The organism is Sphingomonas sp. Leaf30 (assembly GCF_001422525.1).
Taxonomy (GTDB): Bacteria; Pseudomonadota; Alphaproteobacteria; order Sphingomonadales; family Sphingomonadaceae; genus Sphingomonas; species Sphingomonas aerolata.
This window is the reverse complement of sequence record NZ_LMKZ01000016.1, coordinates 182,490-199,887: the sequence shown is the minus strand read 5'-3', so window position 1 is coordinate 199,887 and position 17,398 is coordinate 182,490. Positions and strand designations below refer to the sequence as shown.

Annotated in this window: 13 protein-coding genes, 1 pseudogene and 1 riboswitch; of the genes and pseudogenes, 3 read left to right on the top strand and 11 right to left on the bottom strand. The window is 61.1% G+C overall.

Features of this window, described 5'->3' with window-relative positions; all coding sequences use genetic code 11:
* Positions 1-19: 19 nt before the first annotated feature.
* Together ASE89_RS12705 and ASE89_RS12700 are read right to left on the bottom strand one after the other, a co-directional pair.
* Entirely contained in the window at positions 20-2,059 is a 2,040-nt protein-coding gene (locus ASE89_RS12705; protein ID WP_082451480.1) for a TonB-dependent receptor, read from the bottom strand.
* A gap of 169 nt (positions 2,060-2,228) precedes the next feature.
* A riboswitch (cobalamin riboswitch) is annotated at positions 2,229-2,465 on the bottom strand.
* A gap of 381 nt (positions 2,466-2,846) precedes the next feature.
* Complete coding sequence (locus ASE89_RS12700) at positions 2,847-3,152, bottom strand: hypothetical protein (protein WP_236701763.1); 306 nt, start codon at positions 3,150-3,152, stop codon at positions 2,847-2,849.
* 66 nt (positions 3,153-3,218) lie between these two features.
* Here ASE89_RS12700 and ASE89_RS12695 point away from each other — a divergent pair, with 66 nt between their 5' ends.
* The gene (locus ASE89_RS12695) at positions 3,219-3,455 is read left to right on the top strand and encodes a hypothetical protein (protein ID WP_056678279.1); all 237 of its coding nucleotides are present in this window, start codon (positions 3,219-3,221) and stop codon (positions 3,453-3,455) included.
* Between the two features lie 4 nt (positions 3,456-3,459).
* Here ASE89_RS12695 and ASE89_RS12690 read toward each other — a convergent pair whose 3' ends face one another.
* From ASE89_RS12690 to ASE89_RS12650, 9 genes and pseudogenes are all read right to left on the bottom strand, one after another.
* Entirely contained in the window at positions 3,460-6,231 is a 2,772-nt protein-coding gene (locus tag ASE89_RS12690) for a conjugal transfer protein TraG N-terminal domain-containing protein (protein ID WP_056678277.1), read from the bottom strand.
* Positions 6,232-6,243: 12 nt separating this feature from the next.
* A pseudogene (locus ASE89_RS12685) lies at positions 6,244-7,635 on the bottom strand (conjugal transfer protein TraH).
* A 68-nt stretch (positions 7,636-7,703) separates the two neighbouring features.
* Positions 7,704-8,630, bottom strand: coding sequence for a conjugal transfer protein TraF (locus ASE89_RS12680; RefSeq protein ID WP_443024346.1), 927 nt, complete (start codon positions 8,628-8,630; stop codon positions 7,704-7,706).
* Positions 8,611-8,961, bottom strand: coding sequence for a hypothetical protein (locus tag ASE89_RS12675; RefSeq protein ID WP_056678275.1), 351 nt, complete (start codon positions 8,959-8,961; stop codon positions 8,611-8,613). The genes ASE89_RS12680 and ASE89_RS12675 overlap by 20 nt, the downstream gene beginning before the upstream one ends.
* A 34-nt stretch (positions 8,962-8,995) precedes the next feature.
* Positions 8,996-10,789, bottom strand: a complete 1,794-nt coding sequence (locus tag ASE89_RS12670) for a conjugal transfer protein TraN (RefSeq protein WP_056678272.1) — start codon at positions 10,787-10,789, stop codon at positions 8,996-8,998.
* A complete protein-coding gene (trbC, locus tag ASE89_RS12665) occupies positions 10,790-11,530 on the bottom strand; it encodes a type-F conjugative transfer system pilin assembly protein TrbC (RefSeq protein ID WP_056678269.1) in 741 nt (246 codons plus the stop codon). It lies immediately after the preceding gene.
* Between the two features lie 12 nt (positions 11,531-11,542).
* On the bottom strand, positions 11,543-12,532 hold the full coding sequence (traU, locus tag ASE89_RS12660; RefSeq protein WP_056678266.1) for a conjugal transfer pilus assembly protein TraU: 990 nt from the start codon (positions 12,530-12,532) through the stop codon (positions 11,543-11,545).
* A gap of 304 nt (positions 12,533-12,836) precedes the next feature.
* Positions 12,837-14,039, bottom strand: a complete 1,203-nt coding sequence (locus ASE89_RS12655) for a tyrosine-type recombinase/integrase (protein ID WP_056678264.1) — start codon at positions 14,037-14,039, stop codon at positions 12,837-12,839.
* The gene (locus ASE89_RS12650; protein WP_236701762.1) at positions 14,036-15,274 is read right to left on the bottom strand and encodes a tyrosine-type recombinase/integrase; all 1,239 of its coding nucleotides are present in this window, start codon (positions 15,272-15,274) and stop codon (positions 14,036-14,038) included. Before ASE89_RS12650 ends, ASE89_RS12655 begins: the two co-directional genes overlap by 4 nt.
* A 435-nt stretch (positions 15,275-15,709) precedes the next feature.
* Between ASE89_RS12650 and ASE89_RS21230 the strand changes: the two genes are divergently transcribed.
* The gene (locus ASE89_RS21230) at positions 15,710-16,273 is read left to right on the top strand and encodes a hypothetical protein (RefSeq protein ID WP_082451479.1); all 564 of its coding nucleotides are present in this window, start codon (positions 15,710-15,712) and stop codon (positions 16,271-16,273) included.
* A gap of 616 nt (positions 16,274-16,889) precedes the next feature.
* Complete coding sequence (locus ASE89_RS21595; protein ID WP_082451478.1) at positions 16,890-17,357, top strand: helix-turn-helix domain-containing protein; 468 nt, start codon at positions 16,890-16,892, stop codon at positions 17,355-17,357.
* The last annotated feature ends 41 nt before the right edge of the window (positions 17,358-17,398 follow it).

Here is a 17,398-nt window from a genome sequence, read left to right as displayed (position 1 = left end):
GGCGATGCCCTCGGCCAGGTCAGAAATTGACCCTGGTACCCAGACGCAAGGTTCGTGGTTCGACCACACGACTCAACCGGCCATCCGTTGGCCCTGAGGCGTCGAACGAAGGAATGTAGGACTCGTAGAAATAAGCGATGTCCTTGTCGCGGCTGTCGAGGATGTTGAGCACCTCGCCGTACACCTCGAACCGCCCGATCTTGCGGGCCGCGCGGACGTTGACGACCGTGCTTCCTGTATCTCGGACGCTGTTGTCTTCGATCAGCGGATAAGGCCCGAGGTGACGAACGCGAACGCTTGCCTCCCACGGATCGAGCACCAGCGCGATCCCGGCGGATGCGGCGTTCTCGAAGGCGTTTGGAATGCGGTCGCCATTGTCGTAGCGCGATCGGCTTGCCGTATAGTTGCCGTCGATCGCAAGCCACGGCCTGGGCCGCCAGAACGCCACAAGTTCATAGCCACGACGCTCGCTGGCACCGGTCGGTTCGACCGCGTTAGAATCTCCGACGAAGCGCAGTTCGCTGTCGACGTCGAGCCACCAATAGGTCGCGGTCAGCGTAATGCCGGGTAACTGCCACCGGGCGCCGACTTCACGGCCGTTGCCGCGCACCAGCACTGGCACAGGCGTTTCGACGTTTACCGAGCCGCGGACGTCGTTGGAGTGGAATCCACGTCCCCAGTTGCCGTAGAACTCCAGCCGGTCGGTCGGCGAGTACGCGATCGATGCCTTGGGCGACAGGATCGTGTCGTCGCCGCTGCCTTCGCCAGCCAACACGGCCGCCTGATCCCGCGCGCGAACGACGTAGTGATAATAGTCCCCACGAACCCCGCCAATCAGGCGGAGACCCGTAACGGGCGTCCACGTCGCTTCGCCATACAGTGCTGCCGACGCTTCCTCGACATGGTAGCGGCCGAGCGACGACAGGAACGATCGCGCGCTGGTGCGATACACACCGACGCTGCCGATATGGTCGTAGCGCTCTTCGGTACCGAGCGAGACGGCAAGGGTCGGCGCGAGCGTCCAACGCTTTTCGCCCCTCGCACCGACGATCCAGCGTTTGTCGAACTGGCGGATCTGCGCGCTGGTCCCGTCCGGATCGGTGTAGGTCGGGTTCGAATACATCGACCAGTCGTAGAACTGACCATACACATTGGCGTGCCAGTCGGGCTGGCGCACCGCGACGTTGCCGACGAGCCGTGTCGTTTCGCCGCGTGCCGTCGGATCGGGTGAACAGAACACGTCCTTGCAGAGCGCGGTACCGATGATGCGCTCGGGAATCTGTTCGGTCGGACGCCAAGTCGCGCGGTAGGCGTTGAGCGAGGCTTCGATCTGGCCCGCACCAGCTGGAGCGGTATATTTCGCGAAGCCAGATGCGTGTCGCAGATGCTCGGGCTCCTCCCATGGTCCGTCATAGACCTTGGTCTGCGCGACGAGCGTCAGCTTCCCCGCGCCAATCCCATCAATCGTCCCGCCCGCTGCGATCCGACCATAGCCATAAGAGCCGCCCTCGACCGAAAGCCACGGCCGAGCAAAGCTGTCGATCGTGGTCATGTAGGCGGCCCCCGCCAGCGCGAAGTCGCCGCCATCGGCACGGTATGGCCCTTTGCGAAAATCCTCGCGTGCGACGATCTCCGGGATCAGTCCGTTGAGATCGAGATAGCCCTGGCCATGACCGTGGGTGCGCAGGTTCATTTGCACCCCGTCGATATAGGTCGTGAAGTCCGAACCGTGATCTAGATTGAAGCCACGCAGGAAGTACTGATTAGCCTTGCCACTCCCCGAGTGCTGCGCAGCGACCATGCCGGGGATTGCCTCCAGCAGTTCGGCGACACGTAGCAGCGGGCGAACCAGCAAGTCGGCACCGGCGACGGTGCCCTCACTCGCTGCATGCGCAACACCAATCTTTGCTTCGCCGCGGCCGAACACGACGATATCGTTCGGTGCCTGTGACGGCACAGCCTCGGTGTCTTGCACCTGAGCCCATGCGGGTGTGGTGCTACATACCGAGGCGATAGCCACGCATTCGAGCCATTTTGCTCGTAATCTCATATTCTTCATGTCCGTCCCCCGTGCGCCAAGCGACTTCGGACGGGGGCGTCCGCTGTGAACGGTCGGCGCGCGTCGGCAGGCGGACGCAAGCGCCCGCGACACGAACCGATGCGACCCCCGCCGCTCGTTCGTCGCTCAGACGGAAGAACCGTGCCCCGACCATCCCCTGGACCAAAGCAAGAGCGACCAGACGCTGGCAGGTCTCCTGGCTCACGGGTCGTCGCTCGACTTACGGCCTTCCCGGATCTCGGCCGTTACGGCGTTGGTCCAGTGGCTGCACCCTCCAAAAGAGGACGCGATGTACGTCTCGCTCGCCGCTTACAGTTGCAGGGACAGCCTCGGCTTCGGGAGAGTATCTCCCACACCGTGTTCCCTATTAAGTCCCTCTCGGGACACCAGCGCGATCACTGCCCAGCGAGATATTCATCCAGCTAGACGAGAAGCGCGTACCCGTGGCACCGTCAATCTGCAAGATCGCTCAGAGCTGCCCTATCGCAGTGCGATCGGCATTGCCGGACAACCACCCCCCACTACGTCCTAAAATGCCAATCAAACGGGATATCGAGACACTGGATAAATTCTCAGTTCACGATCCCAATCGGGACGGTCGGGGAGCTTAGCGTACGATTCCGAACATCCTCTAGCCGGTCCCCACCTACGGGCGACCGGAATGTTTTGACGGAATCACCTGACGGCGCACCGACACGCGCGTGGACGGCACAGCGTATTCCCTGCGCAGCAAGCGCGTTTGCTGTCCCCAGGGCGGTGCTATCACCGATGATGAGGCACAAAGGGATCATTCGAGCGGGATCGCGATCAGCACGATCGCAAGCGACATAACGAACAGCGAACGCCAGATGGCAATTTGACCGAAGATGTGGAGGACCAGGCCCATCCACGAATAGCGCCGGCGGAGGAGGACCGCGCTTCCGACCGCAACAAAGAATGCGATCGTCGTCGGCATAGAGACTGAAGGCGAACGAGATAGCGAGGCCTCGGCGATGGGCATGAGCCCAATGGCCATAACCAGTAGCCAGGAGAAATCGAAAATAAGGGTTCCGGGAAGGTCACCAAGCGATGGCGGGCGGTGCTGAGTCGACACAAAGTGTCTCCTGTAGTGCATTGCTACCTGTGTCATTTCGCACTAGCTTTCAGGGCGAGGTGCGCCATGAAAATAGATCCCCTGCAGCCGATCTTGTACGACAATGATACTAACCCGGGCGTTGGCGCGGGCTGGTGGCAGGCGAACCCTTTTGCCGCGAGTTTGCGAGAGTTCGACGACGAGCAACAGGATTTCCGAAACGGAACCTCGATCAAGCCCAAGACCGTCTTTCTCCTCCAAGGAGCAGTCGTAGCGGTAGTTGGTGGGTTCATCGCAGCCGGTTGGTTCGGACTGCTGCTGTAGCCCCTCACGGCTTTGGTGCTCCCTTGGGGGCTTGTGCAAAGTCTGCTTCGGCAACGCCTCTCAGTCTGCGCTGGTCGGCCTGCACCTCTCTGGCACCTGCTGCGATCAGCGCCTGTTCCCCGGATGTGTCTGGACGACCGGCCGAAACAGCGTGTGCTTTGCCAACCCCCGAACCACCCGAGTAGAGCGCCTCTACAGAGGCTTCCGAAGCGACGGCGGGCAACTTCATGTTGGCCAAGGCAGGGTCGCTTAGCGCTGCTTGAATGTCGCGTTCGATGACATCGGAACGCTGCGATGCCCAGCGACCGATAGCCATGTTGCGAGCATTCTCTCGCGTACCATCGAGATTGGTTTCCCAAAGACCTGGGAGCATGTTCCCGCCGGGCGTGTTGGCATTTTCCTTGTCATACCACCGAGCCAAATCCTGTCGGAGATCCTGCGACAGGTTGAAGCCGCTGTTTTCGGCGTAGCTGGCGTGCTGTTCCAACGACCGTGAAAGCTCTCGGTAATGCCGGGCCTGCTCGTTGTAAGACTGAATTTTGCTTTGAGACTCCTCGATCGCGCGCGTGCGGGATTCGCTTTGCTCGGAGCGTCGCGACATATCCTCCTGATAGAAAGTCCCGTTCTGAGTAGTGGTTCCGCTGCCGACGGAATGATCCGCGCTCAGACCGCCAGTAACAGCGGCCGACTTGTCATGACTGCGCTGCGACGTGTCTTGCTGACCAGTCGTGTCGGTGTTGGTCCATGTCCGGTTATAGCCGAGGCTACCGTCGATCCTTCCGCCAACGCCGGCACCCGTTTTACCTGCACCAACACCAGCATTGGCGTTCGCGCTGACACCGACGCTACCACCGATAACCTTCTGACCGGCATCGGCCGATGTTTTACCTGCCGAGAACTGCTCAGACGTGCCGCTTCCGCTTTGCTCGCGTAGTTCGATCCCGCCTCGTTGTTGGACAGTGCGCCGATCCGAATCTTCGACCGAACTACCCCCCCGAGACCCGGAACTGGCACCGAAGGCAGTCGAGTTGGTATTCGACCACGTATGCCCGTTCCGTAAAGCTTCCATGTGCTGAGTTTCGTTACGACTAGCTTGCTCAAACCCATCAGCGATGCGTGCCGCGGTTGAGGCCTGCCGGCTCTCGGTCGCCATTGCGGACTGGATCGTTGAAGCGTTGAAGGGCAAGTTCGAGATCGCCTTGCTGGTGTCATAGACGTTCTGGCCATCGCCAAACGAGTTGGTCGTTGCGCCGTTGTCGTGCCGGAAGCTTGATGCCATGCCCCCGGACGAGAATGTCGGTGCGTCCGACCACTGATTGCTCTGCCGCATGTTCGACGTCGAGTTGGCAAAGCTGGTATTGCCGTAGCTGTAATTCCCGGTCGTCTGCTCGGCTGCCGCAGCCTCGGCCGCGTTCTGCGCTGGACTGAGGACCGACGTTGCCTGGCCGGAAATGCTCATGGCACCCTTGGCGAGCCCGGCCGCGAGGAACGGAACGGACATCAGCATAAAGCCTGCGATCGTCGCAGTCTCGGCGTTGACCGCGCCGACTCCGGCGTAGGTTCCCAGTGACATCCCGCCTTCCGCGACGCCCTGCGCGGCGCTGGTCGCCCGCGTCGTGCAGATCATGTGGAGGATCACGTACAGCGGTCCCCACGCAGCGAGGTAGAAGAACCCGGTCAGATACCCTTTGAGGGCGCCGACGCCGGTTTGCGGCATCAGGAACAGCGGGAAGATGACAGGGAACATCGCATAAAAGACGACGGTAAGGACGATATTGAGGATCGGAACCCAGCTCATCGCCTGCTGCGCGATCGAATTGTACGTATTGCGCGCCTGGATGTCTGCCCGCGTCGTCGCGAACGTATCGATCGACGCTGCGCCCGGACCACCTGCCATGCCGTCACGCGCCTGCATGAAGGCATTGATGGCAGTGTTTTGGCGCAAGATCGTCTCGTAGTTCGCGCTGGACGCCGTAAAGGCCTGATTGACGATCGGCACATCGCTGCGGAGCTTGGCAGAGGCGACTGAGGTGGACAGCTTGGGGTAGGTTTCCTTGGCCCAAAGCGACGTGTGCGCCTCGATCATGGTATGCCAAAGGCCATCGAGCATGCCGTAGGCCTGCCGGCATGGAATAATGCTGCTGGTGGTTGCGGCACCCGAACGCTCGACCCAAGGTTGCGAGCGCGCAGCCGACCCAGGTCCCATAGCAGCCCAGAGATCCTTGGCCGAGGCGAGGTCCGTCATCGACTTCTGGCCGAGCATGATGTCGCCAAAGACGCAGTTCTTGAAGTGCGCCGACAGGTTGGTCGCAAACTCGGCATCACGGATCTGGAAGTTGCGTGTCGCATCAAGCAGCCGCGCGCCATAGACCATGCCGTTCGTCGAGTAGCTAAGCTGGCTTGGCATCGTGAACACCGTTTCCGCGGTGCGCGTCAGCCAGTCACCGACCTGGCTGGTAAAGCTGGCGATGACACCAAGGCCAAGGGGCACGTTTGCCACGACGGCAGGGGCAAGCGACGGGTTTACGCGGTCGGTAACCTTCACAGTGACGGTTGGCACCATCAGGCACGTGTAGATAAGCGACGAGCCGAGAAACCAGTTCAGCCATGCACGCACGTTCATCGTGAAGGCGACAGCGAGCAAGGCGTAAATCAAGCCGAGGACCATCACCACGCGTAGAAGCGAGCGGTAACCCCCGCCTCCAGTCCATGCTGCTACCGCGTTGAACGTGTTGACGATGTATTCGCCACCGCCAATCGTGAAGACCTCGAGCATCGCCAATCGTCCTTAGTTGAGGCCCTGCGCGCTCAGCCCGCGCGAGAAATTGAGCGAGGCTGCCATCGCCGGCGACATGCTGTTTTGCAGGGTCGACTCCACCATCACCGACTGGTTGATGAGCGCGAGCGTCTGGTTGAGCACCGCCTTCAGCTCTACGTTGCGCTGCGCATAGCGGTTGCGCGCCTCGCTCAGCTGGTCGCGCCACATTTTGCCCATCTCGGCATCGGCGGGCTGCACCTGCACGGTCGACTGGCTGATCCGGTCGAGCATGTTCTCGATCATCGCGGACAGAAGGTTGACCGATACGATCTCGGCAAGCGCGTTGGTCTCACCGGGCGAGAAGCTCTGGTGCGCCATCGCCTGAACCGCGAGCATTTTGTAAAGCGGCAGCGTCGTCATGTTGAGGAGCTGCTGCTCCTGGCCATCCAGTGCCGCATCGGTACGGATCTTGGAGTTGATCGAGTCGATCATCGTCTTGATCTTGGAGCGCAGACCAGGCCCCGGACGGAGTGTCTGCTCGGTCATATTCAGACACTTCTCGTCGTCGTCGCAGTGCAGGATCTTGACCGGCGTTCCGGTGCCGGGACCATCGAGGAGAGCGGTTACGACGGCATCCTCGGCAGGACCGACAAAGCCGACGATCTTTCCTTCCGCCGCCTTCGGGTTGATGACGATCGTGCCGACCAACGTCATCAGAAACTCGGAGAACTCCTTGTCGCTGCCGAATTTGTTCGACTTCTTGATCGCATCCCAGGTGTAATTACGCGGGGCGCCCGGGATCTTGTCGGCCATCGTAGGATCGGTGTTTCCCTCTAGAGTGGCGTCCTGCTCCCCGCCGGCTCCGCAGCCTTGCCGCGACCGCGCCCAGTCGGAAAACTTGCCCTGCGAATTGCCGACCGCTGCGCAGACCGTCGAGCGTGCGCCCGCCATTTTCGGCCAGACCGATCCGACCAGACCTTGCGCCGCTTCACACGACGATATGTTCATCTGGTTCATCTGCTGCGCTTTGTTGGCCATGCTATCCATGACCTTCCCGATCTCGGGCGAGACGCTGTCGATCGCGAGTTGGAAGGCAAAGCCCAACGCGTTGTTGGCAGTCGCCTTCAGCATGGCGACCATCTCGGCGCCATTGATGAAGCTGAAGGAGCCGGTGAACAGATCGATACCGCCACACCCCGCCGACACCTTTGGCATCTGCAGATTGAAGGGCTGCACGCTCTTCTATGGGAAGCGGCTCCAAACGTTGCCCATCGAGTAATAGCCGGCCGTCTGACCCTGATAGGCGCTCGGACCGGTGACGTTGGCGGCCCCACCTGCGTCCTGGAAGAAGTCATTCATCTGCCCGGCAACGTCGGCCCGGGCCATACCAGCCGGGATCATGCTGGCAGCACCGAGGCTCATAGCGACCGCCGCGGTCCGGCGAAGGAAGGCGCGGAGGGGTGAGGGGCGAGGGGAGCGGGTGTGCGCCATCAGAAGTCACCTCCCGGCTTGGAGTTGGTCAGCATGAAGATGCGCTCCATCACTTCGTCGGCCGACATGACGCCGAACCCGACGGGGACAGTCTTGCGCGTCACAGTGTCGAACAGGACGAGCGCCGGCGTGGCCAAGGGCACGCCCATGCGCTGACGCTGCCCGCTGTCGACGACGTAATTGGGAAACTGGCGGCTTGGACCGCCGTCCGTCGATACAGCCATGACGGTGATGCGGTGGCTATCGGCAACCGAGCGCAGGATCGGCGAGAAGACCTCACAAGCAGCACAAGACTGCGCGAAGAAATAGAACATGCCGTAGCGCTGGCCGAGGCGCGAAAGGACCTGGTCACGCGTCGCGGCGCGGTTATCGGTCCATGCGCGCTTGCCAACGGTCGAGACCGGCCGCTGCAGCGTGTAGTCGATGTCCGGGTTTTGCCAGAGGGCACGCTGCCAGGTGTCGGAGAAGGTCGAGGCCCGATCGAGCTGCTCGCGCTGGTAGCGGACATAGGCGATGACGTTCGCTTCGCTCGGCTCGAGGATGGCGCGTGCCTTCAGTTCGTCCAGCTGCTTGGTGATCGCCTTCAGCTGCGCCGCGGACGACTGCTGTGGCTGTGCTGGGGCCTGCGGGACGGACGGCTTAGCCTTGGGCCGCTCGCAGTAGAACCACTGGCCGAGTTTCCGCTCGCCACAATAGAAGTCGCCTGCTTGCCGCTGCTCCGCGGCGTCAGTGGTACGATCATATTGGGGTTCGACCACAGCGTTACTGGCCTGCGCATCTTCGTCATCGATCGCCTCAGCCATCGACGCGCTCTGCAGGTCGACCGCCTGGGCGAGCGCTGGTGTTGCAACAGGCGCGGTCGCGGCCAGCAGCATAAGAACGGTAGCGGTCAGCCGCCCGGCACGCTTAGTCTTGATCGTCGTCATCATCATGCTCCCCGTCGAGCTCAATCATTGCGAGTTTGAGAACTGACATCATCGCGGCGACATCGAGCATTCTGGTGCCCTGATCGAGCATCCGGACGATGCCGCGAAGGTGGCTGCGGCCATGCTTCCGCCCCTTGATGGTCGCGCGCATTCCGGTCTCGCGTCGGACAAGCCAGCCCTTGTCGGCCATGCGTGGAAAAGCCTGCTCGACCTCGTGCGGATCGATGTCGCACTGAAACCAATGCGAGATGGTCTGCGCCACCTCGCCGGCCGAGGTGCCCCGGCCGGACCGGTGAATGCGGAGGAAAATGGCAAGATCGAGCACCGACATGTCGATCGAACATGGCCCCCCCGGACCGCTTGCATCATTTGCTCCCGTGAAGGTCATAATACCCCTGAATTTTGGTTTGAATGTCGGCCATCACGGAGACCTCGCTGGGCAGCTTTGCTGCGTCCATGAACTCCGCATAGACTTCGGAAAAATCCATCTGGCTCAGGTCGAGGCGCTGAAACTCCTCGATCGTGAATCCCTTGCAAGTCTCGTCCTTAGGCTTGGCCCAGGCTTTGCCGATCTGCTGGCGGCCCTGTTCCTGAAGGATCCGGCTCAATTTGCTGCCGAAGCAGCAATATGCGTCCTTCGATGTGACGCAGATGCCGAGCACCTTGTCAGAACAGTAGGATCCCACCTTATGGCAGAGCCCTTTATCGTCCTTCTCGTCGAGCTTCTTTTCGGCAGAGCTGCACAACCATGGCGTGAGCATGGGAATGCCTTTTCCCGAGCAGCAGTTTGACGCACCGAAAATCTTCTTGTTGCAGGTGTCCCGTTCTCCCGAGAAAACGGTCAGGTTGTTTGGATCAAACTGCTTGCCGGCGTCGCCGATCGAATGGAGCGCGACGAGCGCATCCTTGAACTCGGTTGAAGCCTCGCGCTCGATCGTCTCGCAGCTGCCATTCAGGCAATAGACGTCGCCGCCACAGACATACTGCTTGTCGGAGGGCGCCTTATCGTCTGGCAGCGGGCAGCTATAGACGCGCTGTGACACCTTGCAGGCGCCGCTCTGAGGATCGTCAAGACATTCGTCGCGGAGGAATTTGCAGAGCTTGTTGTCGTCGAGCGCACTGCAGTCGCTTGCCGGCGTAAGGCGCTGGCAAGTGAAGGAACGCGACCACGCCCAGCACGCCTGCATAACCGGCACACCATCGATAATTCGGGTTTCAGGGCCTTCGGTGCAGACTTCGGCCGCTTGTGGGACGCACGTCGTGTCGGCCGCCAGCGCGGGGCAGGTGCCCTCGTTTCGAGCGACGGTAACGCTGCTGGTCCCTTCCTTCTTCAGATAGAAAGTACCGGTCGCATAGTTCTGATGGCTGCCGATATCTGCGGCCGATAATTCGGGATTGCAGGAGTATAGTTGCGCCGTGAAGCTGACATTCTTCTTGCAGTATTTGCGGTAGCCCTCGACGTCGTTCCCACCGGCCCCAAGCTCGATCTGCGCGTCGCAAATGTGCTTGGAGACGGGCTCGGAACGGCAAACGCCAGCATTGACCTTCGCCTGCATGACGCTGTTTTTTGCGAAGCCGTAGCCCGCGTTTTTGTCGAGAACCCCGTAGTAGAACCACCGCGCAGTGTTGATAACGGTCGGTACGAGGTTCCCTCGGCAGGCCTCGACCGTATCGGTGACCTTAGACCGCTTGTTGCAGGTCGCCTCATAATACCCCTTTGAACCTACCGACGGCGGAAGCGCCGTGCAGGTCCCTTCGGCACCGCCAAGGCTCTGACCGCCCAGATAGGTGTCAGGGTCCTTCTCGATCGCGGTGCCGCGCGAAGTCGCCGCGAGGATCTCGGCATTGCTGAAGGTCGCACGCGTGCGTGCGCGATCGGTAACGGTGCCGAACGCCTCGTCGGTGCCAGCTTTCGAGCCACCATCGACCACCAGGCGGTCGGGATCGTCAAAATAGACCTTCTCTGCCAGATCGGTGCCGCCATATCCCGGCAGCTGCGCGAGCTTGGCATCGTTCGGACCCAGGCTTTCGTCAGCACGCATCGACTTCCCGAGATCAGCGCCCTGCTTGCATGCTTCCTCGATCGTCGTCTGTGCGACGACGCCGCTGGTGGCGCCTGCGAGGACGGCCAGGAGCAAAGAGAAAGCGACGCGCTTCACTCAGACGCCCTTGCTGAGGTTACGCAATGCGACGGACGCCACCCCAGCACCGGGGCCGTGCGCAGCGACGAAGGTATCGAGCACATAGCGAACCGAAACGTTGCCCGTGATCTTGTCGTGGGTCGGCACCGAGGTGGTGCAATTCAGCCCAGAGCAGAGATCGAAGTCGGTCGAGACGGCGACATAGGTCGGGACCGCCTCGACGTTGAACGCGCGAAAGAGCCGGGGATCGATCCCGACATTGGACAGCTGATCCTTGTCGGTGACGACCTTACCCAGCATGGCGCTGAAGGCCTTCATCGAGTTGTTCGGGAAACCCCGGAAGACAACCACACCGCCCGCCTTGGCCGTGTCGGCAATGAGCTGACGAAGGGCCGCTGGCGGCATCGACAGGCTGGCAAAGGCGATAAACTGCGGCGCTCCGCCCTTGGTGCCGGCGACGTTCTGGCTGGCCCCCTTGATGATCTCGTCGAAGTCGAACGCACCGTCCCCGTTCACCGGCAGATCCGCTTTAGCGAGCGCGGTGAGGTTCGTGCTGCTTTTGGCCTGAATGGCGACGGCCTCCTCGCGGAAGGCATCGCCGCGGTTGCGGACATGTTCGGCAAATAGATCGGCGTCACCCTGCATGGCGGCCGAGCGACGCTTGATCGCCTCGAGATCGAGGCCATCGACAGTCTGTGCGATAGCCTGGATGCCGGCGAGCCCAGCGATTGCGGCGATAACGATGGTGATGCGGCGCATGATAGTCTCCCCTCAGAGCACGCAGCAGTTGCGCTTGCGCCAGACGAGGTAGCCCATGTCCTCACCCTTCACGGGGAAGGACCGGCCAGCCTGTGGTGGCATGGTCGAGGCCCCGAGCGGCGAGCAGGCCATCTTGCCGCTGACCATCGGGATCGGGTTGACCATCTGGACGCGGTATTGCTGCTTGCGCAGCACCGGCATCGGGTACTTGTTGCACAGGCCCTTGGAGCCCATCGTGCCCCAGGCGAGGCCTTCGCGGTGGATCTTGAAGGCGAAGCGAGCCAGCGCGAGACGCGACGCCTGCACATGACCGATCGAGGCGGCGATGTTGCCGTTGACCGGATACATCGGACCCTGACAGCCGGCGCACCAGAAGGTCGCGTCGAGCGGCAGCTTGGCGGTTGCAGCGATGCAGTCGCCGGCACACGCAGCCTGCGCGATCGGCGTCGAGAACAGCACGGCTTCCGGGTTGATGAGCGCGGTCAGCGAGTCATCCTGCCAGAGCGGATCGACCTCGGTCATGTACGCGATGTCAAACGACGCCTGCTCGAAGCACAGGAAGTCGGTCAGGATTTCCATCCAGTAAAGGAGCGGATAGACGTACCAGTGGACGTGCCACTTCGACGTGTTCTGCCCGTTCCCGCCGGTCTGCGATGGTCCGGATAGCTGGCCCTGTCCGATGTCGAACCCGGGCGCGATCTTGGTGCCGCCCAGATTGACAAAGCACCAGGGCTTGGTGGTGACGTCGGCAAGACGAACGGGCTCCCAGAAGCCAGCCGAGATACCAATGCGCGGCACCGGACTGCCACACGCGCAGACGGGAAGGGACGGGTTTTCCGTATCGGCGCGATTGCTCGGCCAGATCTTCAGGCCGCCAACCGAGAGCGGAAAGAGGCAAGACCAGCAGACGTCGGTGATCGGGTTCACGAATTTGCCCGAGCACTTCGATTGCGCCTCCGCGCGCGGGCTCAGCGTCATCGATAGCACGAACGCACCGAGCATAAGCGTAAGGAGGCGCAGAAGCTTCACGCGCGCTCCATTAGGCACGACTGCATGCCTGCGCACTACGCGACCGCCGAAGCGGGTCACTCGTTGCAGAACGGTAGATAAGGCGAAAGGCTGGATGCAAGCCGTTTTATCACGAGCCCCTGCTTTCGAGCGGCTGAAGTCGTGGATGTCTGCATCTGGCCTGGCCGGCCTAGCATCCTTCTTGATACCAAGTGTTAGCTATGACTCTGGTACCACCCGGTACCTTTTCGTTCATCATTAGATCGGTGATGCAATCATACGTCAGTAGCAGGTATGATCAGGCGATCATCCGCTCGATCAATGTTCCGATTTGTTCCGCTGCACCGAGGACATGATTATCATCGAGGTGCGCATAGCGCGAGGTCGATTGTGTGTTGCGGTGTCCGAGCAAGCGACCAATCATCGGCAGCGTTTCCCTATGCATCGCCGCATGACTCGCGAACGTGTGCCGAAGGTCATGAACTCGAACCCCCGGCAGCCCAGCTCGGTCGCGGATCGACGGCCAGTGATTGCCGATGCGGAGTACCGGCTTGCACAGCACCGGGTTCCAAAACAGCCACGCCACGCCCCGCTGGCGTGGCAGGGCGGCGATCACCGCACGGGCTTGATCACCCAGCCAAACGGTGCGCGGCCCTGTCTTACTATCGCGCAGCTTCAGTCGGTTGCCCTTGACGTCCGACCATTGCAGGCCGGCCACCTCGCCCGAACGACACCCCGTCAACAGCAAGAGGGTCACCGCCGACGCGACAACCGCCTTAAGCTTGTCCTCTCCGGCTCGATCCTCTGCCAGCACTTCGCCCAGCCGCTCCAACTCAGCGGATGACAGAAAACGCTCGCAACGGTACTTCCGGTTATGACGAACGGTCCGGCATGGATTGGTGTTCTCAAGACGATAGCCCCAGCTTTCTGCCTTGGTCAGCATGTTGGCGAGGATGGTCAGGCAGCGGTTGGCAGCCCCCGGTCCAGTCTCGTCATTGAGCGCGGCGAACCACTGGATGACATGAGCCTCGTTCAACTCGTCGATGAAGATGCCAGGGAAGGAATGGTCGAGATAGAGCCGGCGGTACACGCCGTGCGTCGCAAGAGTGGAAGCCTTCCCCTGCGCCGACCAGCGCCGCCAATATTCGTCGACGAAATTATCGAAGCGTGGCGCGGAGCGGATGCGGGCGCGATCGGTCGCCGGGTCATGACCGACCTGTGCATAGGCGATCACGCGCCGTGCAATCGTCAGCGCCTGGTGCTGGCTAATGATCGTGCTGGGTGCGATCGTGATCGTGCGGAGGCGCCCAGCCATGCGGGTCTGGACGATGTAGACCTCGCGCCCAGTGGGGTAGAGACGCAAACCAAAGCCGCGCTCATGCTCTAACCAGGTCGTCGACCGAGCCTTGGTGTCGGATGGATAGGGATATGGATATTCAAAGGATATCCCAACTTCGGCCAACGATTCGCGCACGATCCTTTTGAGTGCCAGCGCGGTCATGCCCGCAGCCCCATCGCTTGAGCCAGCGCGCCAGAGACCCGCTGTGCGGCATCCCCAATGACGTCGTCTGCAAGGTGCGCGTACCGGGCGGTGGTCTCCGGCAGCACGTGACCAAGCAGTTTGCCGATCGTAGCGAGGGGGACGTTGTCCATAATAGCGGTGGATGCGAAGCTGTGCCGCAGGTCATGAATGCGCAGGTCGGGCATCGAACATCGCTGACGCAGTGCCGTCCACCAGTTGACGACGGCGACAGGCGCTTTGCCGGTTCTGTCTGGGAACACCAGAGAAAAATCCTCACGGCGGGGCAAGGCGTCCAGAATGGCCATCGCCTGACTGTTCAGCCAGATAGTCTTCGCGCCTGTCTTGCTATCGGGCAACGCCAGACGGGGCGGTTGCACCCACGCCCAACGTAGGTCGCGGATCTCTCCGACCCGCGCGCCCGTGTAGAGCAGCAGCCTGACGATCGCGACCTGCGCCGGGTGGGTTGCTTCCGCGTCCCGAAGCGCCGCGCCCAGTCGGCGATATTCCAGCGGCGAAAGAAAGCGCTCCTTTGGCTCGCGGGGGTAGCGGGCGAGACCCCGACAAGGGTTCGAACCCTTGCGCCGGAAATGGAGCGCCTCGGCATATTTCAGGAGACTGGCCAGCACCGGCACCGCACGATTAAAACGGGTTTCGGCGCACCCCGCACAATCGTCACGCCAGCGGATCACATCGGCTGGCAACACCTCGGCGACCCGCGTTTCGCCAAAGACCGGCGCGAGGTCGCGCCGCCATGCATCATGGTTGCGCTTGGAGGTCGAAGGTTTCCAGTAACGGGCAATGTCGTCCCAGTAGGTTTCGACAAAGGCAGACAACGTCGGTGTGGCCTTCACCGACCTATGCTTGGGCAAGCCGTCCAGCGCCACCTCGGCCAACAGACGGCGCGCCTGGGCACGCGCAAGGGTTGCGTCCACGTCCTCGACCCGTCCGATCGTAACGCGGCGCTGCTTACCGCGATGACGAAGCCGCACTGTCCAGAAGACGTGTCCGCTTGGTCGGATACGGAGGCCGAACCCGGCAAGCTCCGCGTCCCAGATGACATATTCCGAAGGGCGGGCAGGATGGTTTTTGCGAGCGAAATTACCGTCCAGTAGTGCCCGTTTTTCAGCTCTGGAGGCATTGGGGATCAAATAGCCATCAGAAGGGGCCAAATCAGGTTCGCAACCGACTAGAAACGTTGATTTTTTGGGGACCATATGGCCATCGCCGCACCCCGAACTGCGGGGAGTTTTTAGCAGAGCGGCCGTTGACTTCGTTGACTTTTTGTCCATTCTGCAAGCGTAGCTTGCGTAAGGTGTTCTCTCTCGCGGGCATACAGCCTGTCAGACGTCCGGTTTCAACACCGTTACCTGCAGCGTGGCTTCCGGCGACCGCCCCAACCAGATAACCCTAATGCATCTGGTAGGTCTGACGCTGGTACCCACCGGTACCACTTTTATTCGCGATTTAACGAGGGAGACGACGGTGCACGACGTCTTCGCTCGCTATGGATTGTGCATGTGCCGGCAAATTTTAACGCTGAATGGCGCCTGCGACACTTTACCGTCGGGCAAAGTGTCGCAGGCGACAGAAGCGATATCATCATAGGAACAGGGATTCACGAGTTTCTTGTTTTGTGCTTTACCTGTTCCATGATTCAAGCTGATCTGTTCCCAATCGACAAAGGCGAACCAGTTTCAGGTACGTCGAAGACGAAGGTCACCGCGCCAAGTGACATGCCGTCCGTTATAGAAAGGCTGGCAACTTCATCGAGCCGCCCCCGCTACGCGTTCATGGTCTTGAACTTGATAGCACGCGCTGCCAGCGAAAGCGGCGAAGCCGGGCCTTACGTCGTCGAGGAGGGTAAGGCGGTGCGTCTCCGCGATTGGCTATGCGATGCACTATCGCCAATGGCACAACGCGATCCTCGTCGGATTGCACTTATAGGGCGGGTACGCGGAGAGTTGGAGGAGCAGGGAGCCTTACCTCGGGACGCCAAAAGTGCCGCAGACGCCGTCGAACTGGCGGTCCGGTTGCGCGTGCGGGCTTCCGGACGTTGCAATGTCAGTCGGGCTGTATCCGAGCTGGTACGCGCTGGTCTGATCCGTAGGCACTATCAGGGTTGGCGGGTAGATCATCAAAACCGCGGAGCGCAGCGAGAGGCGGTCTACACGCTGACCCCCGAAGCCCTACGCTCGTTACGCAATTGCTGTTGAGACACAAGCCAAAATTCAATGTTTGCCGGCTTCTGCTCGACCGTCCAGCGGCGTCGACCGGATACCCGACCGACAATCTCGATACGACCGCTCATACGACCGGTCGTATGACTACTCGCTACATCTACGGCTGGTTCGATAGTCTCGTCTGACATCACGGCCCCGTTCAAAGAGCCGCCATCAACCCGTTGAACGATCCGCCTACAAGGCGACCTTCAGACCACGCTTACTTTGCCGGCTAGAGGGCACCTGGTTCTCGAATGCCTGGAATGGAACGCGCATTCCTCATCGCCGAGAGTAATTCGGCCGTAGGGTTTGCCAATTATTTGCGCGAGCGGCTTCGATCCGTTCTGCTGCGTTGAGCACGTTATCATCATCGCGTTGCGTATAACGCGACGCCGCAAACCGCCGGAAACGCCAAAAATCTGCTGGCAGATGGCCAGCGTTGTATCTTCAAATTCGGGACGTCTTCAAATGGCTAACCGCTGTACTCGATAGCTTTTTCTCCTTTCGAAAGGGGGCTCGCCTTCGGTGTGCTACGCCGTGAAGGCGTCGTCGCTCCGAACGGTATGGTTTCGGGTTAGTATGCGATCGCCACTTCGGTATCACCCTGACTATGTCAGTCGAAAAACTCTCGCCCCGTGAGAAGGAATGTCTGCGCCTGATGCTGCAGGCGATGCGGCCCAAGGACATTGCGCGTGCCACAGGGCTGTCCCTTCATACGATCAACGGTCATCTCAAATCCGCGCGTCGCAAGCTGGGCACGAACGACAGCCTGACAGCGGCGCGCATATTCGGCGCGCATGAGGCCCCCCAAAAAATTGGGGGGACCAGCCTTTCGGGGTCGCCGCCATCGCTCCAAGCAGTGGAGGGTAATTGTACCGAAACGACAACCGAGGCAGGGACTAGGAGCCCACGGTCGACCTATCCCTTTTCAACTAGGGGGAGGCCCCGGAACAGTCTGAGCGTGCGGTGGCGTCTTCTCTGGCCAATCCTCTTGCTGGGCCTTGTTGCCCTGGGAGCGGGAATGCTCGTCTCGGGCGCTGCGTCACTTTCGATGGTGTTCCTAGCCCTGCAAGGGTGAGCTTCGGCATGCACGTCAACGCCTTTGCGGGCTAAGGAAAG